Raw genomic sequence first — 26,916 nt, forward strand, 5'->3', positions numbered from 1 at the left:
CCGGCATCCGGTCCGTGGTAAGCGGCATCAATAGCCCTGCGCGCGGCGACAATAGTGCACACAGCGGTCTGGGAAACGATTAGTGACAGCCATACGCCTGCCCATACGGCCGGGGCTGCTTTCAGATCAGAGAGTGCGCCCCTCATATACCGGCCCCGCTCTCCGCATCGGCGTTCAGCACGTGGCCATCACGGACCTCAACGATCTGGTCGCACTGTCCGGCTACCTCTCCACTGTGGGTCACTATTACTACGGTCCTGCCCGCATCCATAGCCAGACTTTTGAACACCTGCATGACCTTGGCGCCAGATTCCTGATCCAAGGCTCCAGTCGGCTCGTCGGCGAAAATGATATCTGCATCGGAGAGTAGCACTCGTGCAAGCGCGACACGTTGCTGCTCTCCGCCTGAGAGCATCGTCACGCTCCTTTTTTTCTCGTTTGCCAATCCGAAGTACCGCAACATCTCATCCGCTTTTTGCTTGGGGAGTCGACGGCCGCGCAGGGTGAATGGCAGCGCGAGGTTCTCCTCCACCGTCATGCTCGTGATCAGGTTGTAGGACTGAAACACGAATCCCAGATGCCGACGCCGAAACCGAGTGAGCGCGGACGCTCGCATATGCGTGATGTCATGCCCTAGAAGGGAGATGCTTCCGGATGTCGCACGTTCCAATCCCGAAAGGCAGTACAGCAAGGTGGACTTTCCGCTGCCTGAGGGGCCGACAATCCCCGTGATTCTTCCGGGCTCAGCATGGAAGTCGACATGGTCGAGGATGGTGATCGAATCATCCTTCCTCGGAGTCACCGTCATCGTCAATCCATTTGAACTCACTGAAGCACCACTCATCACCGTTCTCCCATCATCGCCGTTCTCGCGACTTATAAATCTTCATCAGAATAATGCTATGGATGCCATACAAGGATGGCACCCATAGACTTACATGACTGTTGTCCTTGCCATCATCAAGGCAAAAATGACAGCCCATGCCATTTTGGTGAATACGTCATCGCAGTGGCATATTTTTGTGGATTAGCTGCAGGTCCATCAACTCCAGATATTATCATGCCCACCGCCGTGGCATGCAAATATGCTGACGCCGCTATGATGAGCGGCTTCATCATTCATGGCGATATTACTATTCTGCAGATCGATAATGTTGTGCATTTTGTCCGTCTCTCTCCTCTCTTTCTCGTGTTTAGTGCTATTTCCAATGGTGTCTCCACTGAAAGGATCGTTAGGGCAGACGGCTGGCAAGAACTACCATGGTTGGCCTATAAGACTATTTACTGCTCAGATAACGCCAGCTGAGCCTGTCGAATAATCACAAGAGGGTCTTAAATAGGATTCTCAGGGCAGATAAGGGTTTTTATGCCAGATGAGCCCAAATTGATTAAAGCTTTTCTAATGAAGATCTAGTATTTTTGGGGGGGGGATTCGGCAACTAGGGCGCTGCCAAGTTAAGTGCAGCAAAGATACCGTCTCTGTCATGAGACAGGCCTGAGAATGCATACTGAAGCAAAGGCCTTGACGACTTCGGCCGTGTTTATGTATATTATTGGTTCAACTTGGCAAGCATCCACGCAGCGTTTTGGTCTGGCCGCCTCTGATTTCTTCCAACGGGCCTCTGAAGCGTTGACTACTCCGTGGCATAAGCAGGAGAGTGGCATGACTGGGTTGACCAGCGATCCCAAGCATGAGCAATCGACAGATACCGGCGTGATCCCGACTGCAGGGCAGGGCCATGAGCAGAGGCGCAGAGTGAATGGCCCCGTCCTCAAGGACCCTTCTATAGTAGGTGTCGATCAGGTTGCCCTTGCCCTGAATGTGGACCCCGACCGGGGCCTGGATGAGGCCGAGGCGGCGCGTCGGCTGGACAGGTTCGGTCCTAATGAGCTGGCTGGAGCGCCTCCCGTTCCTGCATGGAGGAAATTCCTTCAACAGTTCAAGGACCCCTTGGTCTATCTGCTTCTGGCAGCCACGGCCATTTCGTTGGTGGCCTGGGTGGTGGAACGCTCACATCCGGCATCAGGAGGCGGGGAGCCCCTGCCCTTTGATGCCATCGTCATCATGATCATCCTCATCCTTAATGCCGCCCTGGGGTACGCTCAGGAGGCTAAGGCCGAGCGGGCTGTGGATGCTCTGGCGAGCATGACGGCCCCGCACGCCTCGGTGCTGCGAGGCGGCCGGGTGGTCAGCCTGGAGACCAGCAGGATCGTGCCTGGTGATGTAGTAGTCCTGGCTGAAGGCGATTCGGTCGGCGCCGACGGAAGACTGTTCCAGGCCGCGGGTCTGCGCGTGGCCGAGGCATCGCTGACCGGCGAGTCGCTGCCGGTGGGCAAGCGGCCCGGTCGGCTTGACCAGCCCAAGGCTCTGGGTGACAGAATCAACATGGTCTTCAACGGTACTGCAGTAACCCAGGGCACCGGTCGCATGATCGTCACCTCCACCGGCATGGACACCCAGGTAGGGAAAATCGCCGGCATGCTGGTTGACACCCAGGAGGAGCCCACGCCCTTGCAGAAGGAGATGGCCAGGGTCTCCAAGCTCCTCGGCCTGGCCGTCTGCCTGATTGCGGTCCTGGTTCTGGCGGCGTTGGCTCTGATGGAGGGCTTCCGGACAACTCAGGACCTGATTGATTCCCTGCTTATGGCTGTCTCTCTGGCCGTGGCCGCTGTGCCGGAGGGGCTGACGGCCATCCTGACCGTGGTCCTTGCCCTGGGCGTGCAGCGCATGGCCAAGCATCATGCCATCGTCAAGAAGCTCAGCTCGGTTGAGACGCTGGGTTCGGCATCGGTCATCTGCTCTGATAAGACGGGGACGCTGACCCGCAATGAGATGACCGTTGAGCGGGTGGTCGTCCCCTCGGGGCAGGTCCGGCTCACTGGCACCGGGTATGCCCCGGAGGGAACCATGCAGCAGATCGAGGCCGGAGGTTCCGACGACCAGCAGCCGACGGACGCCGTTGACTCGTCATTGGCTAGTGCGGTTGCAGAGACCCTGATGGTCGGGACCATCGCCAACGACGGAGACCTTCATTGGCAGGTGGACGAGGCCGAACCTGATTCCCAGGCCCGGTCCGGGTCCGGGCAGGGTCGCTGGCAGATCGTCGGCGATCCCACGGAGGTTTCGCTGATTGTTGCCGCTTGTAAAGTCGGCGCTGATGCCAAGGCTGATAGCTACCGCCGTCTGGCCGAGATTCCCTTCACATCCGAGCGCAAGCTCATGTCGGTCCTGGCCGCCCCGAATGATGGCGGCGGAGGGCGGTCGCGGCTCTTCTGCAAGGGCGCTCCCGACGTGCTGCTTGGCCAGTGCGACCGGATTCTCGAGAGCGGCAAGGTCAGGCCTATGACCAGTGCTGATCGGGAGAGGATACTTGCCCAGGTCAGCAGCCTCTCAGCAGATGCCTACAGGACCCTGGGGCAGGCCTTCCGGCCTGTATCCGACCAGGAGCTGTCGTCCCTGGCCGAAGCCGACGAGGGGGAGACGTCAAGCACGGTCGGGACAGATCAGACGGACCGGTTGTCTCAGAGGTCTCAGCAGGCTCCCGCAATCCGCCTGTCCGCGGATAAGGTGATCCAGGAAAGCGCCCATCTGGAGAGCAATCTGATCTGGACGGGCATGGTCGGCATCATCGATCCGCCACGAACCGAGGTCCGCCATGCGGTGGATCAGGCCCATAAGGCCGGCATCAGAACGATCATGATCACTGGCGACCATCCGCTCACCGCAGCCAGAATCGCAGGGGATCTGGGCATCATCAAGCCTGGACAGCCCGCCTGCACCGGCGAGCAGCTGGATGCCATGGACTCGGACCGGCTTCGGGAGACTACCTCCAAGGTCTCCGTCTACGCCCGCGTGGCACCCGAGCACAAGCTGAAGATCGTCGAATCGCTCCAGGACCAGGGCAAGGTCGTGGCCATGACCGGCGACGGCGTCAACGATGCCCCTGCTGTCAAGACCGCAGACATCGGCGTGGCCATGGGCATCACCGGGACCGAGGTCACCAAGGAGTCGGCCAAGATGATCCTGGCGGACGACAATTTCGCCACCATCGTCCAGGCCGTGCGAGAGGGCCGCGGCATCTTCGACAACATTCGCAAGTTCCTGCGCTACCTGCTCAGCTCCAACATGGGCGAGGTCTTCACGGTCTTCGGCGGCGTGGTCTTTGCGGGGCTTCTGGGCATATCGCAGCCCGGCATGGCAGGTGTGACCGTGCCGCTGCTGGCCACCCAGCTCCTCTGGATCAACCTCCTGACCGATGCGGCCCCCGCGCTGGCCATGGGCGTGGACCCACAGACCGACGATCTGATGGATCGCCCGCCCCGATCCGTCAACGACCGGGTGATCGACCGGGACATGTGGATCGACATCATCTACATTGGCCTGGTCATGGCCGTGGTCACCCTGATCGGCATGGATATGCACCTGAGCGGCGGCATCTTCACCGACAGGTCCGTCCAGGCGATCGGTCACGAGGCGCAGATCAGGGAGGCGCGGACCATGGGCTTCACCATCCTGGTCTTCGCCCAGCTCTTCAACGCGCTTGCCTCCCGATCCTCACGGAAGTCGGCCTTCCTGGGGCTCTTCAGCAATCTCTGGCTCTGGGGTGCCATCGGCATCTCCATACTGCTCCAGCTTCTGGTGATCTATGTGCCCTTCCTGGGCGAGGCCTTCGGCACTGTTCCCCTCCAGCCTCAGGCCTGGTTGGAATGCGTCGCCCTGGCCTCCCTGGTCCTCGTCGCCTCGGAACTACGCAAACTGTTCAACTGGGCGGTCAGACGGATACGGGCATGACCTAGCTTCTCCCTGATGCGGTGATTGGTTCGGACATTGCCGCATCGGGATTGCCTTCTATGGTCTCAGTTGATGCTCGAATCTGTTCCTGCACCTGTCCCCGCTTATCCGCATACTGGCAAATATGGGGAACGATGAGCAACAGCATGCAATGGATGTTTTGTCATATTGGTGCGCGGTTGAACTATTCTCGCCACAAAATTGGAGGGATAACCAGCTCATTGCTTTATCCTCCTCCCGCAACGACGACCACGGGATAAGCGTTTCTGAGCAGGAGCGACTTCCATGGAATGACATTCATGCTGATCTTCTCATCGGGCCGGTTGACAATGAGCATCGTTCCTATACAAACCTCTATAACGACCTGCAGAGCAGGAAAATATACCGGTTGCAGACAGACATGAACGCCCGGCTGACCAAACCTTTCTCATTCGCAGAGGATACGGAGAACTGGTTACGGTCCCAGGCGTTCAAATCGGGACTCGACGAACAGGCCATAACTGGTCTTCTTGAAGAAACAAATCAGATATGGCGTGGAATAGTGGATCAGCCCGACCCTCTGCCGGTAGGTACCAAGCTGACGGATTCCATGGTTTTGTGTCTTCTGAGGGTAGTGAGAGAGCTGGCAATAAAAGTCCGGCGGCACGGCGTAGCCTGCGCTGTTTACTGTAAGGACTATGACCCCCGGTTTGTCTCTTCCCCTGTCCTGCGGGCGGTGAAGCTGAAACGAAACCGGAAAACATTAGAGACGTATATAGATTGCCCGTGGCTTCATCATGAACGTTTCCGAATAGCTGTCGGACTCCGCCAGGATGTGGTCACGAATGCGTTGATGACTGCAGCTACGCTTGTCCGAAATCTGTCATCTGTAGAAGAGATAGCTCAAAACGAGACAATGCTGGAACTTGCTCATCGCCAGTACAAGCGCGGAGGCGGCCTTGGTGTCATGGCTTCTCTTATGGAGTTTTGCATAGGGGATGACGGCAGATTGGTCCTAGGGTCGCTGGCTATCTCTCAATATGCTAAAGCAGTTTCCTGCTTGTTCAATCATCGAGGTTGGCCCGATTGTCCGACTGGGTGGCCTGATATTACCGAACTCAATGGGGCAGAGAACGAAATCGAATCGTATTTCAACACTTCGGTGTGCAAGGAACTCAAAGATGTACAAGGGCGGATAAAGCACGAGAAACTCCCAGTTGCCAAAGATGACATAAGAGAGCTTATTCGTAGGACGACAAACTTGATGAGGCTTGACGACCATAGCATAAGTTGTTCGCCTCTTTTCTCCCCGCAAGACGGATCGCCTCTGATGCGCAATTATGTCAATTGTCATTTGGAAGCTAATTCGGAATATCTCAATGGCGAGTTAATCGACTCCTTCTTCTTAGACGATTTGGAAAAGCTCCACAACGACGGACCAAACAATTTTTCTCGTCCGGTCAGGAGTTATCTGTCGATGAGCCATCCTCGACGATTCAATTTGGCTGAGGATTCAAAGGGTCTTCTCGTTGATGGTGCTGTGAAACCTTCCAATATGCCGATTGGAAGATGGCCTAGTGCTTCCAATCAGTTCCAGTCCGTTGGACAGCAGTTTGCCATTAATCAAATACGTGCAGTTGCAGAAGGAATCTGTGGCTCACCGCTATTGGGTGTCAATGGGCCCCCCGGTACTGGTAAGACCACCCTTTTGAAGGATGTAGTAGCCGAGATTATCGTGGCACGAGCTAAACGATTGGCGAAATTACAGCAGCCTGACGATATTTTCAAACAGCAACGTTATGCCACGAATATTTTCGATCGGCGCAAGAGTTATGAATATTGGACGCTTGATCCGTCGGTGACTGGTTTTGAGATTGTTGTGGCTTCGAGCAACAACAAGGCTGTTGAGAATGTCAGCCAAGATCTGCCTAGAGCCGATGCTATAGACAGTGAGTGGGAATCCTATATCGAGAGCATGTGGAAACAGGCACCTTGTGGGTTCGACTTCCGGGACATTGCTACATTAATTCTCAATAGTCAGGATAAGCATAATGGGGGTAAACCCTCCAATGACCGCTCAACCTGGGCTCTAATATCCGCAGTTTTGGGTAATAGGCGCAATAAAAAGCGCTTCTTGGGTTCTTTCAAGAATGAGTTTGTATATAATTTTTTGAAGAATTTATCTACGACGACAAGTGTAATTGACGGATGGGATGAAGCCAAAAGAGGATTCAATGATGCTCTGAAGAAAGAAGAGCGCATTCGTGCTCAAAAAGTGTATGAGTATAACCTCGTTCGTTCTTATTCGGACCTGTGTGATCAACGATCCGCTCTTTCGGCCAAGCTTGATGAATTAAAGATAATGCGGCACGACTTGAAAGTCGAGCAGATGCAGTACGAGAGACAGATCATAGCTGTAAAAGAGCGGCTGTCAAAAGCCAAGCAAGCTTCCGATGTTGCATGCGCTGCCCAGGAGCAAGCCGAAACTGCCTATGAGGATCATCTATCATCTTGTCGGGCACATCCTTTGAAACATCTTTTCCAAAAAACGAAAGAACAACAACAGGATGAGCGCAAGAAACGCACTACTCTGGAAAAGGCGTGGAAGAAAAGGGGTTATTGCGACGCCGAAGTTGATGTTGCCAGTCAGGAGTTATCTTTTTTGCAGGATAGCCTTGATGATGCGAAACAAGATTCAGAGAATTGCGAAAAACAAGCTACAGACCTGTTCGATCAGCTAACTACGGTAGAAAGACAAATTGCTGAAGCCGAGCAGATTCAGTGGCCCAGGCCCGACATTGGCGATGACCATGTTGCGTGGATGGATCAGGAATGGAGCAAGGCGCGGACGAAGGTCTACATTAAAGCGCTGGCTCTTCATCAGCAGGCCATCATAGGTGCTGCCCACCAGTTCATGTGCAATCTTTCCCTGGCTTGCGCTGTAATGCAGTCGAATGGTTTTACGGATGACGAGAGGCTGGTGGCTTGGCAGACTTTCTTCCTGGTGATCCCAGTCGTTTCCTCGTCCTTTGCATCAATATCCAGAATGTTTTCGGGGATAGGCAAGGAGGCGCTCGGCTGGGCGATTGTGGATGAGGCCGGACAGGCCCTGCCTCAGGCTGCTGCCGGTCTGCTGCAGCGCGTGAAACATGCGGTTGCAGTCGGAGACCCAATGCAGCTCCAGCCCGTGGATACCATGCCCAAGCCAATGCGAGAACTCCTGGCGAGCACCCATCACCTACAGCGCCTGGGACTGGAATCCGAAAACATGCAGGCCTTGGTCGATTACCAGACCCCTTGCGGCCTGTTGGACGAGACGGATGACCACTGGCTGGGGATGCCTCTGGTGGTGCATCGGCGCTGTGATGAACCCATGTTTTCTATATGCAACGATATGGCTTACTCCGGCAGGATGGTTCGTGTAGGGCCGGAGCATCAGCCATGTGCCTATCCGTCCGGGCCTCATGCGGAAGATGAGCTGCCGACCTCCTGCTGGTACGATGTGCCGCCGAATTCCGGCGAAACTGGGAAAACGCAATGGAGGCCGCAGGAGGGCTACGAACTGCACAAGCGTCTGTGCGGGCTCTTCCAGGGTGGGATTGACCCCACCAATATTCTGGTCATCGCTCCGTTCAGGGCTGTGGCTAACGGGGTGCGTGACACCTTCGCGGACGCCTTGCGGCAATGCACTGGTTGCAACAGCGGCGAAGCGAACCGGCTGGCATCGAGCCAGGCCGGAACCGTCCACACTTCCCAAGGGCGGGAAGCCGATGTGGTTTTCATAGTCCTTGGCAGCAGAGCTGGCAGGCGTGGAGAAGGCTCTCGTTCATGGGTTAACGGGTCGCCCAATCTGCTCAACGTCGCTGTGTCGCGAGCCAAGCGCCGTGTCTATGTGGTGGGCAATCTCGCTGACTGGAAGAATGGAACCTATACGTCCAGGATTGCAAAGGACCTACCGGTAGAGGCAAGCGTAGAAAACTGAGTGGAGCTGGGAAGGTGCGGCCAGAATTCCTTTAGATACAGCACGTCATCCCTGGTCTGTAAGGCCAATATATTTGCTGTAGATTAAAAAGCAAGGCAGGGTTATTAGTGACTTTGCCTTACGCTTTGACTGCCCATTTATTCTCGCTTGACTGCATTCAGAATAGGGCCGGAATGGCAATCGGCGTAAAACCTCTGACGTAGCGTGGCTATGATTAATCAGCTGCCTGGTTCCAAGGCTATTGCCCTTAAGAGGTGAGCGTAGCTGAGTTCAGTGTCTTTCTCGTTCGGGCGGTTTGGTTGTAGTAGAAGACCGGTTGGCTATCGCTTTCGTAGAGATCTGCTTCGTCAAAGTTGGCTTGGAAGCATGAGTAGTCGGAATCGCCCAGCGCAGCATGAAGCAATGGATGCATGCTATTGCTGTCAGCTATACACATTGATGCCTTACAATGCACTGCAATTTTGCATTAAAGTAAGAAATCAGCTGTAATTTTGCACTTTAATGCAAAATTATAGACAACGAGGAAGGTGGGCTCCGATGGAGAAGATGTCTCAGATTACGGTGCGTATATCCGATGCAGACAAGCAACAGGTGGATCGTATCGTGAAGGAGCTTGGTCTGGATATGATTACGGTCACCAGAGCCTTTTACAAGCAGATCATTCGGGAGCAGCGGATCCCCTTGGACTTCAGCTTGGATCTACCTGCCGAAACCGAGGAGGCCTTGGAGGAATCGCGCCGTCTGGCCATGAGGGGAAAGACTAAGGGGTACGCCACAGGAAAGGACCTGGTGGATGGCGTGCTAGCAGCTACTGGCGCGGACCGATGAGGCTTGCGCTGGTTCCCACTGGTGCTTTTACGAGAGACCTGAAGCGCATGGCTCGCAGGCACGCTCCGTTAGAGCCAGTCGAGGAGGTGCTAGATCTGATAGCGGAGAATTCTGAAGCGTCGCTCCATACATTGAAGGCGCATCATCGGATGCATATGCTGCAAGGTTATGCGGCTGTGTATGAGTGCCATGTGGGCAATGCCGGAGATCTGCTGCTGGTGTGGCATAGGGAGGGCGACGCTGCCTATATTTTGCGACTAGGTTCTCACGATCAGGTGTTGGGTAGGCGCGGTAGATACTGAGCCCAGCAAATGAATCAAGGCTGTATCAGGACCTAGCCCACTATTGCGTAGGCAGATGATCTGTAGAGAGCGTAGCGACTGGTATTAAATAATCGGCAATCTAAAGTGCCCCCCGTGGGACTCGAACCCACAACCCACGACTTAAAAGGACGCTGCTCTAACCATTGAGCCAGAGGGGCAACAGCTCAACACTACATGTTTGGTGTGGATTTTTCCAGTTCGCGGCAAGCCGGTTCTCTGGCGAAGCATCTCTGAAAACCTGTACAGATAGATGAAGAATATCAATATGAAGCGCTACCCTTCCGCCCGCTTAGGAAGGTTGTTGAGGTGGGTGGAGGGCGGTAGGGGCGGCTAGGCGCTGAACGTGTGTGATGGGATCCGTGCCGGACAATAAACGAACCTGTATGTCAAAGCTTCTTCCAAGGCTGTAGGGGGGGGGGGGCGGTCCTCCCCGTTAGGCGCTGGCTGGTCGTTATTTTGTCATCTGTAGATGGCGAAGTAGCGGCCGACGTTGATTCGCCGTACTCGGATTGAAAGAATCACCTCTGCAAGGCGGGCCGATTGACCTCGCAAGTGCGCTGAAGGAGGGAGCTCCGATGAAACAACCGGCTCAATACGTGCCGCCGCATGTACAGAGCGTCATAGGCTCATACTGGCATTCACCCGTTAGCAAGCGCTGGATACTGCCATGAAGCATACCGCCAATCCTTCCGGCCAGAGCGAGCCCTTCGCCATCCATGCATCTGACCTGTGCAAGCAGGTTTCGCCCAGGAAGGGGGAGACCATCACTCTCCTAGACAATGTGGAGTTCACTGCCTCTTGGAGAGCCATGACCGGGATTGTAGGGCCATCGGGTAGCGGCAAATCAACCCTGCTCTACTGCCTGGCTGGTCTCGAACCCGTCAGCTCGGGCAAGGTGGAAGTCCTGGGTCGTCGCATCTCTGCCATGGGGTCTGCAGCGTCAGCGCGATTCCGCCGCGCGCACCTGGGCTTCGTTTTCCAGTCCTATAATCTGGTGCCTTCGATGAGTGTGGAGGACAACCTCAAGCTGCCCTTCATTCTGCGCAAGACCTGCTGGCCGGAGGATCAGGCGGCCAAGCTGCTGGACAGACTGGGCATCAGGGGACTGCTCAAGGCCAATGTGACCTTCCTGTCAGGGGGCGAGCAGCAGCGTATGGCTCTGGCTCGCGCGTTGATTTCGGATCCCGATATCATCTTCGCCGATGAGCCTACTGGCGCCCTTGACCAGGAGACCGGCAATGCGGTCGTTAATGAGCTTGCCGCCTTCGCCAATAGGCCTGGCCACGCAGTGATCGTGGTTACCCACAGTCCGGAAGTCGCCTCCCGCTGCAACACCCTGGTGCATCTGTGCGACGGTCGCATAGCCACAGCCGACAAGGTTCCCATGCCGAAAGCGGGCATCTGATGCGGCTTCTTCTGCGATATTTCAAGGAAGCCCCCTTGGCTTGGTCTGGCGTCGCCCTCGTGCTGATCGCCTCGCAAACCATGGTCGGTCTGCTTGCCATGATGCTCTCTTCAGCCAAGGCCCTGGGCAGTGTCCCCGGTATGGCTGAGCAGGGCCGCACCGCCTACCAAAATTTGATGATCCCCTTCGTAGCACTTCTCGTTGCCGTAGTATTGATTGTTCTGCAAGTCGTTTCGTCGGTGATCAACCAGCGCAGACGCAACCTTGCCCTGTTAGCCCTGCAAGGCGCCACGCCCTGGCAGCTGACCTCGCTGACTTGTATGCGCATATTCATTTTGGCGCTCGCGGCCAGTGTGGTCTCGCTGGCGGCTTCTTTGCTGCTGGCCCGTCCCCTCTACGCCTGGGAGACCTCACAGTTCCTGATCGGCAGGCAGCCTTTCATCGCCAGCCACCAGCTTGCTTCCTGGGCAGCAGGAACCTCATGCGGAATATTGGTGGCCTTGATTGGCACGCTGCTGACCATCCGAACCATTAGCAGGATCAGTCCCGTGGAATCTCTGCGTGCTGCAATCATTCCTCCAAAAACAGCGGGCTTGGCTCGTCGTATCGCCGCTGCCTTGTGTTTGCTGGCGGCCTTGGTGATCATGCTGATGCCAATTATGCAAGCGCGGACCATTCCTGATGAGCAACTGGTCCGTTTGCACACCGCGGCACCCATTCTGCCTATCGCCATGGGCAGCACTTTCGGTTTCATACTCCTTCTCGTCGCAATCTGTTTGGCAGGTCCCTCCCTGCTGGGCACGGTCACCAGCGGCTGGACCAGGCTCGTCGCTCTTCGCCAGCCTTCATGGCTGGTTGCTTGTCGGCAAGCCAGTGCCCGCATGCGCAGTCTCAGCTCCACGGTCATACCTCTTATTGTGGGGGTTTCATTGCTGATGATGACCGATTCCTTCTACCAGAACAGCACCGATTCCAGCAGCCTGCTACCTCCCAACCTGGATGTCAGCAGCTCCGATTTCTCCATGCTCATTACGCTCCTGGGCCCCGCGCTGGTCGTCACGCTGGCTGGAGTATGCGCCGGATACCTGATTTCAGCCCACGGTCGAAGCCTGGATCTGTCCCTCATCTCTATCGCTGGCGCGGACCCGAACGAACTTGAAATCATGTCCGCTCTCGAAGGGTTCATCATGGCGACTACCGCCGTATTGATATCCTTCACCTCCAGCCTTCTGCCGGTCATGGCCTATGCTGCCGGATTCCGCAAGGTCTTTGGTGCTGCCAGCATCGGCATACCTTGGGCCCACTGGGCGCTGGTCTACCTGCTTCTGTCTTCGTCGGCATCACTGGCTTCGTGGATCACGGTGCGCAAATCAGCAGGTCGTTCCCCTGCCTGTGTGATAGCACAGTACACTGGCGAATGAACCTGGGCATCCTCGGCATACGGCGTGAGGGGGCGCGATGAAGGGCATGGCAACCAACTTATTGGAGCTGTTGAGCAATCAACGCTTGACCAGATTTGTCATGCCTCTGCTGAGCTTGGTGTATACGCTTCTCTATGTCAGCGCCCCCATGTTTCCTCCAGTCTGGGCCGAGAACATTCCTTTATCTATTTGGAAGACTGTCATCGGCCTGATCGGACTCCTGTGCTCCTGCCTGCTGTACTGGAGCAGACAATTTCCCCTGCTCATCACGACCGTGGAGACCCTGGTATACATCGGCCTGTCATTTGCCGCCTCGGACGACAGCTTCCTGATACCTCTGGTAGGCGCGCTCTATTTCTGTGTCTGTTTATCGTCGGTACCCAAGATTGCGGCAGGCGTGAGTGAGGCAGTCGCGGCCGTCAGCCTGGTCACTGTCAGCATGCATGCCGGGCACATGCTTTTGCTGGAATGGTTGGCTCGGATGGCTGTCATCATGGCTGTCGCGGCCGCTGCTGTAGCTGTCAGATCCTACCGGATTCGGCGCGAGACGCAACGGCGTGAGGAGCAGGAGCGCATCCGCTCTGAAATGCTTGCCAGGCAAAGGGATCAGGCTATATCACGTGCCCAGGTAGCAGGGGAGTTGCACGATAGCGTGGGCCACGACCTCACCACGATCATCGCCCTGACCCAGGGATTCGCTGACTCGGTTGAGATCGAAGAGCTGCAAGAGGTGCTTAAGGATATCAATCAGGTGGCTAGGGATGGGTTGTTTGACACCCGACAAGCCGTCCGTACCCTTGTCCAGAGGCATGAGGCGCTAACTGAAGAGTCCGATGATGATCGGCGCAGCTATGGCTCCAGGCTGCATACGCTCGACGAACTCGACACCGTGATCGCCCATGCTCGCGCGGCTGGGCTGGCTGTCGTGTCTACTAAAACAGGCCATCATCGGCACGATCCCAGACAGGACAACCTCTGCTTCATCATCAGCAGGGAGGCCATCACCAACACGCTTCGGCACGCCTCGGACCCGAGCACGATCGTCATCTCCCGCGACTACGCGCAGGACGGCACCCTCCGCATCAGCATTCACGACGATGGACATGGGGATGAGCATGGGCCAGCCTTGGGCGATCAGCAACCAGCGATTCATGATTATCCAGGAGTGGGTCTCAAACAGATTGGCGAGCAATGCCGACTGATGGGAGGGAGTCTGAGTTGCGGACCGAGCGAGAACGGGGGATGGACGGTAGAAGCCATCCTGCCTTGCGCCGGCGAGAAAGAGGGCAATGCCCATGATTGACCTGATGCTGGTCGATGACCTTGCGCTCCTCCGCAAGGGGTTGGTACGCATGATTGAGGCCGACCACGATTTACAGGTTGTCAGACAAGCCTCCAACGGTCAGGAGGCAGTGACCATACTTCGAGAGATGAAAGCAGCCGCCCAGCCGTTGCCTCGGGTGATCCTGATGGACGTTCGCATGCCGGTAATGGACGGTATCAGTGCCACTGCGGTCATTGCTAAGGAGTTCCCCGACATTCGCACGCTGATCCTGACCACCTATGACGAAGACGATTATGCCTTCACCGGTCTGCACGCAGGCGCCTACGGCTTTCTGCTCAAAGATGTGTCCACCAGAGACCTGCACCGAGCCATTCACGCAGTGGCCGATGGGGACGCAGTGCTCACCCCCCGTGTCACAGCGGAGCTCATCAACTGCGACAGAGCCTATGCCCGGCATAAGGTCAGTGATCCGCAGGCCAGACAGCAGCTGGATAAGTTGACCCCCAGGGAGTACGAGATAGCCGGGCTCATCGCTCAAGGGCTCTCTAACCAGGAAATAGCCCAGCGCCTCACTCTTGAAACTACCTCCGTCCGGCGCTACGTAAGTCGCATACTCGACAAGACCGGCCTGCGAGACCGTACACAAATCGTCATCACATGGTTTCAGGCCGGAATGTCTGACTGACGATCCCTGATCGGCCATTCCGGGCATTGCGGGGAGAAAAGCAGAAAGAATGACAGATTCCAGAGCGACTCTTTCGCTGACCTGATGAGGCCGAAGCCAGGGACTAAAGCCCAGAACGTAAGTTTGGGAGAACTTTTATTGAACATTGTGATTCTTGCTGTATTGAGTTTCAACTATTCAGTTATGCACGTGATGTCCCGGCGACACTGGTTCCCCTTTGAAACTTCAGTTCTCTTGAATACTGCTCAAGTAAGCTGAATCACAGCTGTTGGTCAGGTTGCAGCTGATAAAGGGTGGTCAAGCATTCGATATAGGAGGTGGATCGTGGGAATCCGTCTGGTGAGGATGGACCAGCCAGGGGCGGTGGACACCGAAGTGATTTGGGAATATCTGCAGTCCTGTCGTGCCCGGACTGAGGATGAAGCGGCCGGGCTGGGCCCCCTGGAGGGCTGCCACAGCCTGGATGAGGTTCGTCGGTTTGGTCTGCCGGAGGTGGCTCGTCAGGCGCGTGGTGATGATCTGCCGCCGGGGTTTGTGCCCGCCCTGCAGTTCGCCGCCATGGACCCCAGCGGCAAACTGGTGGGGATGATTCAGCTGAGGTTGCAGCTTACGCAGGCGCTTCTGCGAGTGGGCGGCAACATCGGCTATTCAGTTCGTCCGGATTGTCGCCGGCTGGGCTATGCCGGGCTGATGCTGGATGAATGTCTTCGACAAGCTGCCACTCTGGGCATGAGTAGGGTCCTGATTACTTGTTCCCCGTCGAATCTGGCCAGCCGCCGGACCATCCTTTCGCGTGGCGGGCAACTGGAGAATGTGCTCCCCAGCAGATCTGGTCAGCCAGTAGAACGGTATTGGATTGATTTGTCTACGAAACGAACAGATCGGTAAACGCAATCTTGGATGCAAAAGCAGCTTTCATGTAATTGCTTCCTGGCTAGGCTCTTTGCAATGATTTTCTCCGGCTATGACGTATATGCGCATCCAGAACGCGAACTTATTTTAAGCTTATTTTGAGCGAATGCCGGTTAGTGTATATCTTGTTTTTATGCACATTCCGTGCATTATGTACGACGGCAAAGGAACCGCCATGAGACAAACAGCTTCGACACAGAAACCATCCGATAAGCCGCAAGTCATTGCTGTCAGGTTTTTTGCCCTGGCATTAATTCTCGCCCATGTTATATCGTTTGCCACCGATTCACAGTTCTGGGGTTTATGCACATACCCAGTAGTTTGGCTAATGATGATTGTCTTCATGATGGTAAGACACTGGCGGCGAAACGGTGAAGGCCAGCATCATTCGAGATAGCCAATACGCGAAAAGGGCGAAATAGTGGGTTCCGTCGATAACTTGCAGAGTTTCGCATCATCGCCGTCGCTGTTCGTTCGCGCGGTCTACTGTTGTCGGCGGTCAACCTCCCCACTGGTGAGCATGAGCCGGGGGAACAAGCATCGCACTTTTCTCAATATCCGCTTTTGCTGATACTGGTATGGCTTCTCTTACCAAAGTGCCGATTGGGAACAAAGTAGATGTACCCGTCCGCCCCTTGGCGGCCCGCTTGATAAATGGGAATATGCTGTTCCAGCTGCAGGTAAACCAGTAGTGGAATCAGTGTTTGCCAGTATGTGCTCTTGGATGCCATAATTTGTGGGACGGTGGCGGTTTTATGTCTGATCCAGCTTGTATTTTATTAGAAAATGCCTGAAATTCTGGGCTCATGGGTGAGGAAAGAATATGGATGAATAAGCTATCGTAGTTGAAGCAGATGGTCTCATGGAAAAGACCATCGGAGCCAAAATCACCATACTATGCTGGGCCGGAATTTGGACTGATTCTTTCCTCCACCTGCGCAGACTCAGCAAATTGAAATAGTCATGAATAGACAAGCAGCAATAGACGACACAACCCGCGCTTTACCACATCAGTATTGACGCTGAAAGGCTCTGGAATGGGCAATATCGAAGTAAGCGTATCGAACCTTACTGTTCGAATAAAGAACAAAACGATTCTCTCTCATCTTTCATTGGAGGTTGAAGAAGGGGCCTTCCATGGGGTCATCGGGCCAAATGGCGCTGGAAAGACAACCTTGTTCACCGTCTTGGAAGGACTGCAAAAACCGGTTGAGGGAACGGTCTCTGTTCTGGGCCAGACGCCCTATCCGCGCAACTTGGCCCTGCTCCGCCAAATAGGCATCCAGCCTCAAAAGTCGTCCTTCTTCCCTAAAACGACGCTCCTTGAGCACCTTACCGCAGTGGCGGATATCTACCAGGTGCCCCGGTCGCGTGTGGACGATCTTATTGATGCATTGAAACTGGATCATGTGGCATCCAACAAGGTTGAATCATTATCCGGCGGCGAACAACAGAGACTGGCCATCGCCACGGCTGTCGTCCACCATCCTCGGCTGCTCTTTTTGGACGAACCCACTGCTGCCCTCGACCCCGAGTCACGCCACGATCTTGTGAGCCTGCTCAAATCTAGTCAGCAATTGGCCGCCACGGTGCTTTATACGACGCACCATCTGGATGAGGCGGAGCGGTTGTGCAACGTGGTCTCGATCTTGGCGTATAAGCATATTCTCGTGACGGCCAGTCCTAGCAAGCTTATTGCGCAAGCAGAGATGGAGTCGACCATTCTTCTTCCAAATGCTTTGGATCAGGCCGATCATGTAGCCCGTCTCGTGGGGGCTGACTATGTAAAAGCCACACCCGACGGTCTAATAGTTCGCACCAGGGATACCGGAGTTACCTTCGCGAAATTGGTTGATTCCGGGATCAATACAAGCCAGGCACAAGTCAAGGATGGGCGTCTCGAGGATGTCTATCTTCGCCTTCTCGAAAAGGAGAACGTCAAATGAACAGCTTCAAAACTCTATTCAAGTTGATGTTCCACTACGATATTCGTGACTGGTCCACTTTGGTTTTCACCTTTCTCTTTCCTATAGCCTTGTTGCTGGTCCTGGTCCTGTCTTTTAAGAGCTACGTTCCTGGAGTTGATATTGCCAGTCAAATCAGCGCCAATGTCATTGCATTTGGCGCGGCCTACGTGGGTATTTTCGCGGGTGCTTCGCACCTTGCCCTCTGGCGTGAGAATGGCATGCTGCAGACGGTTCGCAATTTTCCTCTATCCTGGAATGTGATTATCCTCTCCCAGGCTGTTGTGGGTATCGTCGTCCTTCTGGCGCAGGCTGTAGTGCTTGTCGTCTTGGGAATGGTCATGGGAATGAGGCTGAAACCGACGTTTTTGTCGGGATTGCTTCCCCTGGTCCTTGGCTATCTTTTGTTCTTTTTCCTGGGTGTCATTATCGCCATGATAATTTACTCCATCGCAGGGGTATCCATCCTTGCGAACATCATTATTCTGCCCCTGGGCTTCATTGGCGGAGCTATGATGCCCGTCAATATGCTGCCGTCCTGGGTGCAGACCATCGCCCCGTATACGCCCCTATATCACATGCGGGAGGCCTTATCGATGATGCTGATCGGATCGGGCACCTGGCCTCATGCCTGGCTCGGGATCCTCTACCTGGCCGTGGGCTGCATTGCCTCAGGGCTTGTTTCCATCTACGGATTTCGCTGGAAATGATACTTTTGATGGCTATGCATCTTTTGCCGCCATTGCAGGAGATTTCTCGAATGGTAGTTGCGGACCTTGCTGAACGTAATTCCTGCGATAGCCTTCCTACTTGCCTGCGACTGCCTTGGGTGTAAGAGGGGTCCTGAGCGTCTGCTGACCTGCCAGTGTGAAAGAGACCGATAGATTCCTCGTGTCTTAGCGCGTCTGAGGGGTTCTTCTGAGAGAATGGCAAGTATGGTCTGGCTGATTGTCCTGGTATGGGTGCTGGTGGTGGCGGCATTCATTGTATTCGTCATGCGTCTGGCGCTTGGTGAGTCCCAGGACCGTGCCTTCTCCCAGTCTCTGGATGAGCGTGTACGCCGGGCGGCCCGCCGTCAGCAGGAACGAGAGAATCGGCTGCCACGTATAGCAGGAGGGCATCTGTCTTTTGCCCCTGGATCGGACGAGGGCGCATCAACTGCTGAAGATACCGAACATCCCTATCCGGTCTATGTCAATTCCTCCTCCGTGGTGGAGGTTCGAGGCATGCTGGCCTCCGATTCCACGGACGAGATAAATCTGCCTCGGCCCCCAAGCGCTGATTCCGCGTCCTCGACCAGCCCGAGACAAAAGAAGAATGTTGTACCGTCGGTTTCTGCGACCTCTGGGCCTCCAGCCCCCAGGAGCTCCACCCTGCGATCATCAAGCCCTGAGCCTTCGCGTCGGCAGCGACGGGAGCCTCAGCCCACCACCTCCGACATCATGCCCGCAGTCCAGGGCGGTCCGCAGGCGGGAACGAGCCATCCGAGCGGGAAGTGACCGCTGGTGGTGACCATCCGTGTCCCTTTTCGCCTTTAGGCTGGTACCTATGACAACACAGCAGCTCCTTATTCTTATCGCGGTGTTGATCGTCCTGGTGCTGGCAGTGGTCGGCATTCTGGTGGCGGTCCGTAAACACCGGTCCCAGGGGGATTCCGCGCGCCCCGACAGTGCGGTAAAGCTTAGTGATAGTGGCTCCTCTTTGTCCCAGGAGTCGGCGACAGCTGTAGCGAAAGATCAAGCTAAAGACCAATCTGATGCTTCCTTAGCAGCTTCGTCAGATGACAGGGCAGTCCAATCTGCCTCGCGTGGATCTGGTGTTGCTCCCAATTCAGACGCTTCTATAGATTCGACTGGCTCAGCCGGTTCAGTGGCTTCCAGGCAGTCGTCCTCGGCTGACCAATCAGCATCGTCGGCACAGGAGGAGCTGGCGCATCCGGAGGCCTCTGCATCCCGCATGACCAGGCTCAAGGCCAGGCTGGCCAAGAGTCCCAACCCCTTTGGCAAGGCCCTCTTTGCCATTCTGACCAAGGACCATCTGAGCGAATCCGACTGGGAGGATGTGGAAGACACCCTGCTCATGGCGGATGTGGGCGCCGAGGCCAGCGAACAACTGGTGAAGCAGCTGCGCGACGATGCCCGGATTACCGGGCAGAAGGATCCCGCAGCAGTGCGCCGCGGTCTTCGTCAGCGCTTGATCGATCTGGTCGACCCCAATATGGACCGAACTCTGGCGGCTGCCCGACCCCAGGCCAACAGGCCGTCGGTCATCATCATGGTGGGCGTCAACGGCACGGGCAAGACCACCACGGCGGGCAAGCTGGCCCGGCTCTTCGTGGCCGATGGCAAGTCGGTGGTCATGGGGGCCGCCGACACCTTCCGTGCCGCCGCCGCTGACCAGCTGGAAACTTGGGGTGGCAAGGTGGGCGTGCCCGTGGTCCGCAGCCACCGCGACGGCGCCGACCCGGCCTCGGTGGCCTTTGAAGCAGCTGAACGGGCCAAAAATGATCAGGCAGATGTCCTCATTGTGGACACAGCCGGTCGCCTGCAGAACAAGGCCAATCTGATGGATCAGCTGGGCAAAATCCGGCGGGTGATCGAGAAGAACCTGCCCGTGGACGAGGTTCTGCTGGTCCTGGATGCCACCACCGGGCAGAACGGGATGATCCAGGCGCAGGTCTTCGCCCAGGCCATCGGGGTCACGGGCATCGTCCTGACCAAGCTGGACGGCTCAGCCAAGGGCGGCATCGTCGTCTCTGTCCAGCGGGAGCTGGGCGTGCCCGTCAAGCTGGTCGGGCTGGGCGAGGGGCCCGACGATCTGGCCGTTTTCGATCCGGAGTCCTTTGTCGACGGCATCCTGGGAGACGAGTAGTCCTGCCGGTGGTTGGTCATAAGGTGGTCATCCAATAGTCACCCGCAGGTAATGCGGCGGTGACCTGACCGTCATCCTCTTCCTGTTTGATGAATCGGGAAGTGGAAGAGAATCTGACGTAGGCTGTCCGGAGGGAAGTCCTCGTTATCGGGGCTGCCCGCCCGGATGGGGAAAAGAGAGGTGTAGGCATGGATTCTGGAAATGCTGCCTGGATGCTGGTAGCGGCATCCATGGTTTTCCTGATGACTCCAGCGGTGGCTTTCTTCTATGGGGGTATGGTCCGAGCCAAGGCTGTACTCAACATGATGATGATGTCCACCCTGGCCATCGCCGTGACTGGGATCATTTGGACCCTCTGGGGATGGTCGATTTCCTTCGCAGGCAAGGACATCGGCGGTGTCTTCGGTGACCCCATCACCGGCTTTCTGCTCAAGGACACGGTCACAGCCAAGAATGGGGTCTTCACCTCGCTTGATTCCGCAAACGCCGCCTACCCGCACACGGTGGACATCGCCTTCCAGGCCGCCTTCGCCATGATCTGCGTGGCCCTGATTTCGGGAGCCCTGGCAGAGCGAGTCAGAATCAGCACCTGGATGATCTTCGTGGCCCTCTGGGTCACCTTGGATTACGCACCCATGGCCCACATGGTCTGGAATCACGGACTGCTGGCTGCCGATGGACCCATCTCCAACGCCATCGGGGCTCAGGCGCACGACTTCGCAGGCGGTACGGTCATCCACATCAACGCGGCAGTAGCAGCCCTGGTCATTGTGCTCATCATCGGCAGGCGAATCGGCTTCCCCAAGGAGTCCATACGTCCCCACAATGTGCCCATGGTCATGCTGGGCGCCTTCCTGCTCTGGTTCGGCTGGTTCGGCTTCAATGCCGGTTCCGCCTTCGCCGCCAACGGCACGGCTGGATATGCCTGGGTTTCCACGACCATAGCCGCCAGCGGCGCCACCCTGGGCTGGCTCTTTACTGAGCGGGTCCGCACCGGGCATTACACCGCCATGGGTGCTGCATCCGGCATGGTCGCCGGCCTGGTGGCCATCACCCCAGCGGCCGACGTGGTTTCCCCGCTATGGGCCATGGTCATCGGCCTCCTGGCTGGTTTCGTCTGCTGCCTGGCCTGCGGGCTCAAGTTCCGCTTCGCCTATGACGACTCCTTGGATGTGGTAGGCATCCACGGTGTGGGTGGTTTATTGGGCACGCTGTTGATAGGCTTCTTTGGTACCGGCACGGGCTTCCTGGCCGGCGGCGATTTCCGGCAGCTGTTGGTTCAGTTCCTGGTGGCGCTGATTGCGGTCATCTACGCGGCTGCAGTAACCGGTGTGATCGCCTTTGCGCTGGAGAAGACCATTGGTTGGCGGGTCAGCAAGGATCAGGAGGTCATCGGCGTCGATCAGAGCGATCAGGGTGAGAGCGCCTACGACTTCGGATCCATTCTGAACTGATCAGAAAGGAAGGCAGCATGAAACTCATTACCGCCATCATTCAGCCCGGGCGGCTGGATCAGATTAAACAGGCCCTGACCGAGGCCGGCGTGCACGGTATGACCGTCTCGTCAGCCCAGGGCTATGGTCGGCAGGGAGGCCATAAGGAGGTCTACCGGGGCAGCACTGTCAAGGTGGACCTGGTTCCCAAGGTGCGCCTGGAGGTGCTGACGGAGGATCGCCGGGTCGACGAGCTGGTCGACACCATCGTCCAGGCCGCCGCCACCAACACCGTGGGCGACGGCAAGGTCTGGGTGCAGACCCTGGACTCGGTGGTCAGGGTCCGTACCGGGGAGACCGGTGTAGACGCCATCTGAGGCAGCCGCCTGCTGCCATCTGCATGGTCGTCTTCCTACTGACCGGTTTCGCAGGATCCCGTAGCTGTGGCTCATTTCATGGCCGAGCGGTCGGGGTCCTGCTTTTTCTATGTCTTTTCAGGCTTCCTTGGCTTGGCTTATCGTCCCCATCCAGACATCGGTGCGCGTTCTCAAGCCATTGCATATGGCTCTGACGCCGATGAAGAGGACATTGAGTACGGCCCAGAGCATGGCTATCCGCCAGGTGGGCGTCCAGTTCATGGCCAGAGCCGTCATACCCAGCAGGCCGATCAGGTAGATTACAGCCGTCAGGGAGCAGGTGGCCGCCAGGTAGCGATAGTCCCCGGCCCCGATCAGGATCCCGTCCAGGGCCCACATCCAGCCGGCGACGGGCATGAAGACTCCCTGGACGATCATGCCCACGGTGATCAGCGACCTGATGGCTGGCGTGGGGCTGAACAGGGGGGCGGCGAAGAGTCCCAGGGCAATCATGACCAGTCCGACCAGCACTCCCATGGCCATGCCGGCCTTGGCTGACAGGTCGGTCATGACCCGTGCCCGTGACCGCTGTCCGGCGCCCAGTTCGGTGGCTACCAGTGACTGACCGGCGATGCCTACGGCATCCAGCATGTTCAGTCCGAAATTCCAGGCTGAGTTGACCCCCTGATAGGCCGCCAGCACCTGCTCGCCAAGGTGGGCCGCAGCCACCACGGTCATAAAGAGGCAGACCCGCAGGGCCAGGGTCCGCAGGAAGAGCGGGAAGCCGTCACCCATGCTGGCCGCCATGCCTGAGAGCCGGGGCCGCAGTTGGGCGCCTTCCCGGCGGGCCCATACCAAGGCGGGAATGGTCAGGAAGAGTCCCATGGCCCACTCGGCGATCAGTGTGGCCAGGCCCGAGCCCAGAATGTCCATGTGCAGGCCGAAGACCAGCAGAATCTCAAGGGCGGTGTTGAGGATGGCGCCCGACACGGCGGCCACCAGGGTGATTTTTACCTTTTGAAGTCCGCGGAAGATGCCGTTGGCCGCGTAGACCAGGAGCATGGCCGGAAGGCCGAAGACCAGGGCATTCAGGTAGGTCTGCGCCGCCTGCAGGACCGGCCCGCGGGCTCCCATCAGGCTGCAGGTGGGCCGGCTCAAAGCCAGGAGAACGGCGCAGACCACCAGACCGATGACGAAGGCCAGCCACATGCCGTCCACACCGGCCTGCATCCCCTCCCGGCGGCGACCGGCGCCCATGAGTCGGGCCACCTGGGAGGTGGTCCCGTAGGCCAGAAAGATGCACAGGCCCACGGTGGTCAACACCACGGTGGATCCGATGGAGAGCCCGGCTAGGGCCGAGTCGCTGATGTGGCCCACGATGGCGGTGTCGATCATGACGAAGAGCGGGGAAGCAATCAGCTGGCCGAAGGTGGGTATGGCCAGTCCAGCGATGGTCCGGTAGGTCGCCCGCCGCTCTTCCGGCGTGATTGATCCGGTCTTGGTTTCGGGGATGTTCCTGTGGCTGCGCATGGACGCCATGCTAATGCTCTGGACTGAAGACACAACCCCTGAAAGCCAGTCTGTGGACGCCCTGTCGTGGATGCCGTATCACCAAACAGCTCTGAGCGCAAGCTGGATTGGTGATGTGGAAGACTGTCCCCAAGTTTTGCACAGAGTTGTACCCATGAGGTGGATAAGTTGCGCACATGTCCTCTAGGACACGCCTTGAATGTGGATAACTTATTTTTCTGTACACATGCAGGACCGGCCCCGTGTCCGTCCAGTTCCGTCGGAGCGCCCTGGTGAATGCCTTGGGTGAAATCCGTCTCTTGGGGCTGCCAAGGACGGTCCTCTTCGTAGAATCGTGGCTATGGCTTCCGACGACTATACCGACTACACCCATCCCGAACAGCGTCCCACCGATCATGCCCAGACCGGCCGTGACATGCTCTTCGATCGGGTGCCCCCGCATGATGACGATGCGGAGATGGCCGTGCTGGGCGGCATGCTCATGAGCAAGGATGCCATCGGCGAGGTCAGCCAGATGATCGACATATCCGACTTCTACCAGCCCAAGCACCAGACCATCTACGAGGCCATCGTCACCCTCTTCTCGGCCTCCCAGCCGGTGGATGCGGTCCTGGTGGCCAACGAGCTGCTCAAGTCCGGCGACTTGGAGAAGGTGGGGGGCACTGACTATCTGCACTCCCTGGTGGCCTCGGTTCCTACAGCCGCCAACGCCACCTACTATGCGGAAATCGTCCACCAGCGGGCCATCCTGCGCAATGTGATCGCGGCCGGCACCAAGATCGCCCAGCTGGGCTACTCGGCCGAGGGCTCCCAGGCCGAGGACATCGTCAACCTGGCCCAGGCCGAGGTCTACGAGATGAGCGTGGGCAGGGTTCGTCAGGATTACGAGGCCATCGGGCCGGTCGTCCATGACACCCTGGATCAGTTGGACAAGCTGCAGAACGGCGACATGGAGCGGGGCGTGCCCACAGGCTTCAAGAGCATCGACGACGTGACCCAGGGCCTGCAGCCCGGGCAGATGATCGTGGTGGCCGGCCGCCCTGCCATGGGCAAGTCCACCCTGGGCATCGACTTCGCCCGCGCCGCGGCCCTCCACAACAACATGACCACGGTGGTCTTCTCCCTGGAGATGAGCAAGACCGAGCTGGCCCAGCGCATCATTTCGGCCGAGACCGACATCCCCCTGGTGGCCCTGCGCCGGGCGGATGACATCACCCCTGAGCGCTGGAACACCCTGAACACCTTCTGGAGCAGACTCCAGGACGCACCGCTCTTCCTGGATGATTCGCCCAACATGAGTCTGATGGAGATCCGGGCCAAGTGCCGTCGGCTCAAGCAGACCAACGACCTGAAACTGGTGGTCATCGACTACCTGCAGCTGATGACCTCGGGCAAGCGGGTCGAATCCCGCCAGCAGGAGGTCTCCGACTTCTCGCGCGCCCTGAAGCTGCTGGCCAAGGAGCTGGAGGTTCCGGTAGTGGCGCTGAGCCAGCTCAACCGCGGTCCCGAGATGCGCAATGACAAAAAGCCCATGCTCTCCGACTTGCGCGAGTCGGGATCCATCGAGCAGGACGCCGACGTGGTCTTTCTGGTCCACCGACCGGACTTCTACGACAAGGAGGACCGCCCGGGCGAGGCCGACATCATTCTGGCCAAGCACCGCAACGGCCCCACCGACACCTTCAAGCTGGCCTTCCTGGGCGAGAAGTCCAAGTTCAAGGACATGCCCCAGGACTACCAGCAGGGAGGGGTCTGATCATGCGGTCCAAGACTTCCAAGGCGCAGCCTGCCGATCAGCCCGGTCGTCCCGGTCGGCGCTGGCGCTCGCTCCTGGCCCTTCTGGTCGGCAAGGCGGTGCGCCTCGTTTCGCGTCTGTCCCATCACGGCGGTTCGGCCCTGCCTGGCAAGGTGGTCGAGCGGATCGACCCGGGCTTCCTGGCCAGGACCCTGTCGGGGCTGCCCCGTGGTGTGGTTCTGGTCTCGGGGACCAATGGCAAGACCACCACCACCCGGATGGTGGCCTCTATGCTGGAATCCCTGGGCCTCAAGGTCTTCACCAACCCGACCGGGTCCAACTTCACCCGTGGTGTGGTCTCGGCCTTGGTCTCTACCCTGGGGTTCTCTGGCCGCCTGCATGCCGATATCGCCGTCCTGGAGCTGGACGAGGCCTATGCGGTTCACTTTGTGCGACAGGTCAAGCCCCGCTACGCCCTCCTGCTCAATGTCATGCGTGATCAGCTGGACCGGTTTGGGGAAATCGATACTACTGCCCGGCTGCTGGGTCAGGTGGCCCAGGCCACCACGGGCACGGTGGTCCTCAACCGTGAGGATCCACGCATCGCCAGGTTGGCCGCCCAGACGCCGGCCCGGACCGGTGTGGCCTACTTCGGTCTGTCAGACGATCTGCTGAGCTATTTCCCCACCGATGACGACATGCATGCCTCGGATCGGGATGCCCATGGTGCCGGTGCGGACAGTGCTCCCCGCCCGGTCCGCCCCGGTCACCGGCTGCCAGCCGAGGTGACCCTGGAACGGGTCATGGACCACCGGGCCGCCTTCCGCCTGGACGGTCGACTTCTGGAGACCGATCTGCGTCTGGAGGGTGTCTATAACCTCTACAATGCGGCCGCTGCCCTGACGCTGGTGAGGGTTGTGCTGGAGGACAGGGAGCCTGATGATGCAGCCCTCATGGATGCCCTGTCCAAGGTGACGCCCGCCTTCGGCCGTGGGGAGGTCATCACCTACCAGGGCGCGCCGGTTGAGCTGGTCCTGGTCAAGAACCCCATGGGCTTCCGTCTGGCCCTGTCCTCATTCGACCCTGCCGGCCAGGACACCATGATCGCCATCCGTGACGAGTATGCGGACGGGCGTGACATGAGCTGGCTCTGGGATGTGGACTTCACCTCGCTCAGGGATACCGGCGTGGCCATGGTCTCCGGCACCCGGGCCTATGACATGGCCCTGCGCCTGGCCTATGACCAGGTGCCCACGGAGGCGATCGAGGCCGACCTGGATCGGGCGCTGACAGCCTTCCTTGAGGTGCACCCAGGCCGACCCAAGCGAATCTATTGCACTTACACCTCAATGCTTCGGCTCCGGTCAGCCCTCGGCAGGATCACGAGCGTGGACGATGCCGGGGTGGGCGCATGA

Annotated in this window: 20 protein-coding genes and 1 tRNA gene; 18 read left to right on the forward strand and 3 right to left on the reverse strand. The window is 57.7% G+C overall.

What is annotated here, in order from left to right; translation table 11 throughout:
- Positions 1–142: 142 nt before the first annotated feature.
- Positions 143–808: an ABC transporter ATP-binding protein gene (locus tag H3U90_RS04075; protein ID WP_231575806.1), complete on the reverse strand. Its 666-nt coding sequence runs from the start codon at positions 806–808 to the stop codon at positions 143–145.
- Positions 809–919: 111 nt separating this feature from the next.
- On the opposite strand from H3U90_RS04075, the gene H3U90_RS04080 reads away from it, so the two are divergent.
- The 5 genes from H3U90_RS04080 to H3U90_RS08440 all read left to right on the forward strand — a co-directional run bounded on the left by H3U90_RS04080 (position 920) and on the right by H3U90_RS08440 (position 9,883).
- Positions 920–1,306, forward strand: a complete 387-nt coding sequence (locus H3U90_RS04080) for a hypothetical protein (protein WP_155804679.1) — start codon at positions 920–922, stop codon at positions 1,304–1,306.
- 357 nt (positions 1,307–1,663) lie between these two features.
- The gene (locus H3U90_RS04085) at positions 1,664–4,792 is read left to right on the forward strand and encodes a cation-translocating P-type ATPase (protein ID WP_198177153.1); all 3,129 of its coding nucleotides are present in this window, start codon (positions 1,664–1,666) and stop codon (positions 4,790–4,792) included.
- A gap of 124 nt (positions 4,793–4,916) precedes the next feature.
- A complete protein-coding gene (locus H3U90_RS04090) occupies positions 4,917–8,753 on the forward strand; it encodes a DEAD/DEAH box helicase (RefSeq protein ID WP_198177154.1) in 3,837 nt (1,278 codons plus the stop codon).
- 537 nt (positions 8,754–9,290) lie between these two features.
- Complete coding sequence (locus H3U90_RS04095; protein WP_232341296.1) at positions 9,291–9,581, forward strand: type II toxin-antitoxin system RelB/DinJ family antitoxin; 291 nt, start codon at positions 9,291–9,293, stop codon at positions 9,579–9,581.
- Positions 9,578–9,883 carry a type II toxin-antitoxin system RelE/ParE family toxin gene (locus H3U90_RS08440; RefSeq protein WP_198201702.1) on the forward strand — a complete coding sequence of 102 codons (306 nt, stop codon included), beginning with the start codon at positions 9,578–9,580 and terminating at the stop codon, positions 9,881–9,883. The genes H3U90_RS04095 and H3U90_RS08440 overlap by 4 nt, the downstream gene beginning before the upstream one ends.
- 106 nt (positions 9,884–9,989) lie before the next feature.
- Here the strand turns inward: H3U90_RS08440 and H3U90_RS04105 are convergent.
- Positions 9,990–10,062: transfer RNA gene (locus H3U90_RS04105), tRNA-Lys, on the reverse strand.
- 509 nt (positions 10,063–10,571) lie between these two features.
- On the opposite strand from H3U90_RS04105, the gene H3U90_RS04110 reads away from it, so the two are divergent.
- From H3U90_RS04110 to H3U90_RS04160, 11 genes are all read left to right on the forward strand, one after another.
- A complete protein-coding gene (locus H3U90_RS04110; RefSeq protein ID WP_198177156.1) occupies positions 10,572–11,309 on the forward strand; it encodes an ABC transporter ATP-binding protein in 738 nt (245 codons plus the stop codon).
- A gap of 35 nt (positions 11,310–11,344) precedes the next feature.
- The gene (locus tag H3U90_RS04115) at positions 11,345–12,730 is read left to right on the forward strand and encodes an FtsX-like permease family protein (RefSeq protein WP_198177157.1); all 1,386 of its coding nucleotides are present in this window, start codon (positions 11,345–11,347) and stop codon (positions 12,728–12,730) included.
- Between the two features lie 37 nt (positions 12,731–12,767).
- Entirely contained in the window at positions 12,768–14,033 is a 1,266-nt protein-coding gene (locus tag H3U90_RS04120) for a sensor histidine kinase (protein WP_198177158.1), read from the forward strand.
- Positions 14,026–14,700, forward strand: coding sequence for a response regulator (locus tag H3U90_RS04125; RefSeq protein WP_198177159.1), 675 nt, complete (start codon positions 14,026–14,028; stop codon positions 14,698–14,700). The genes H3U90_RS04120 and H3U90_RS04125 overlap by 8 nt, the downstream gene beginning before the upstream one ends.
- Positions 14,701–15,024: 324 nt before the next feature.
- Entirely contained in the window at positions 15,025–15,588 is a 564-nt protein-coding gene (locus tag H3U90_RS08350) for a GNAT family N-acetyltransferase (RefSeq protein WP_198177160.1), read from the forward strand.
- 1,061 nt (positions 15,589–16,649) lie between these two features.
- Positions 16,650–17,558, forward strand: coding sequence for an ABC transporter ATP-binding protein (locus H3U90_RS04135; protein WP_198177161.1), 909 nt, complete (start codon positions 16,650–16,652; stop codon positions 17,556–17,558).
- Positions 17,555–18,286, forward strand: coding sequence for an ABC transporter permease (locus H3U90_RS04140; protein ID WP_198177162.1), 732 nt, complete (start codon positions 17,555–17,557; stop codon positions 18,284–18,286). Before H3U90_RS04135 ends, H3U90_RS04140 begins: the two co-directional genes overlap by 4 nt.
- 225 nt (positions 18,287–18,511) lie before the next feature.
- Positions 18,512–19,075, forward strand: coding sequence for a hypothetical protein (locus H3U90_RS04145; protein WP_198177163.1), 564 nt, complete (start codon positions 18,512–18,514; stop codon positions 19,073–19,075).
- A gap of 202 nt (positions 19,076–19,277) precedes the next feature.
- The gene (ftsY, locus tag H3U90_RS04150) at positions 19,278–20,447 is read left to right on the forward strand and encodes a signal recognition particle-docking protein FtsY (protein ID WP_415873756.1); all 1,170 of its coding nucleotides are present in this window, start codon (positions 19,278–19,280) and stop codon (positions 20,445–20,447) included.
- A gap of 188 nt (positions 20,448–20,635) precedes the next feature.
- Positions 20,636–21,901: an ammonium transporter gene (locus tag H3U90_RS04155; RefSeq protein ID WP_198177164.1), complete on the forward strand. Its 1,266-nt coding sequence runs from the start codon at positions 20,636–20,638 to the stop codon at positions 21,899–21,901.
- Between the two features lie 17 nt (positions 21,902–21,918).
- Positions 21,919–22,257 carry a P-II family nitrogen regulator gene (locus H3U90_RS04160; protein WP_198177165.1) on the forward strand — a complete coding sequence of 113 codons (339 nt, stop codon included), beginning with the start codon at positions 21,919–21,921 and terminating at the stop codon, positions 22,255–22,257.
- 117 nt (positions 22,258–22,374) lie between these two features.
- On the opposite strand, the gene H3U90_RS04165 is transcribed toward H3U90_RS04160, so the two are convergent.
- Positions 22,375–23,766, reverse strand: coding sequence for an MATE family efflux transporter (locus H3U90_RS04165; protein WP_232341297.1), 1,392 nt, complete (start codon positions 23,764–23,766; stop codon positions 22,375–22,377).
- Positions 23,767–24,181: 415 nt separating this feature from the next.
- On the opposite strand from H3U90_RS04165, the gene dnaB reads away from it, so the two are divergent.
- Both dnaB and H3U90_RS04175 read left to right on the forward strand, forming a co-directional pair.
- The gene (dnaB, locus tag H3U90_RS04170; RefSeq protein WP_198177608.1) at positions 24,182–25,522 is read left to right on the forward strand and encodes a replicative DNA helicase; all 1,341 of its coding nucleotides are present in this window, start codon (positions 24,182–24,184) and stop codon (positions 25,520–25,522) included.
- The gene (locus H3U90_RS04175) at positions 25,522–26,916 is read left to right on the forward strand and encodes a Mur ligase family protein (protein WP_415873757.1); all 1,395 of its coding nucleotides are present in this window, start codon (positions 25,522–25,524) and stop codon (positions 26,914–26,916) included. The genes dnaB and H3U90_RS04175 overlap by 1 nt, the downstream gene beginning before the upstream one ends.

The sequence above is a fragment of the Bifidobacterium sp. W8103 genome, assembly GCF_016100775.1.
Taxonomy (GTDB): domain Bacteria; phylum Actinomycetota; class Actinomycetes; order Actinomycetales; family Bifidobacteriaceae; genus Bombiscardovia; species Bombiscardovia choladohabitans.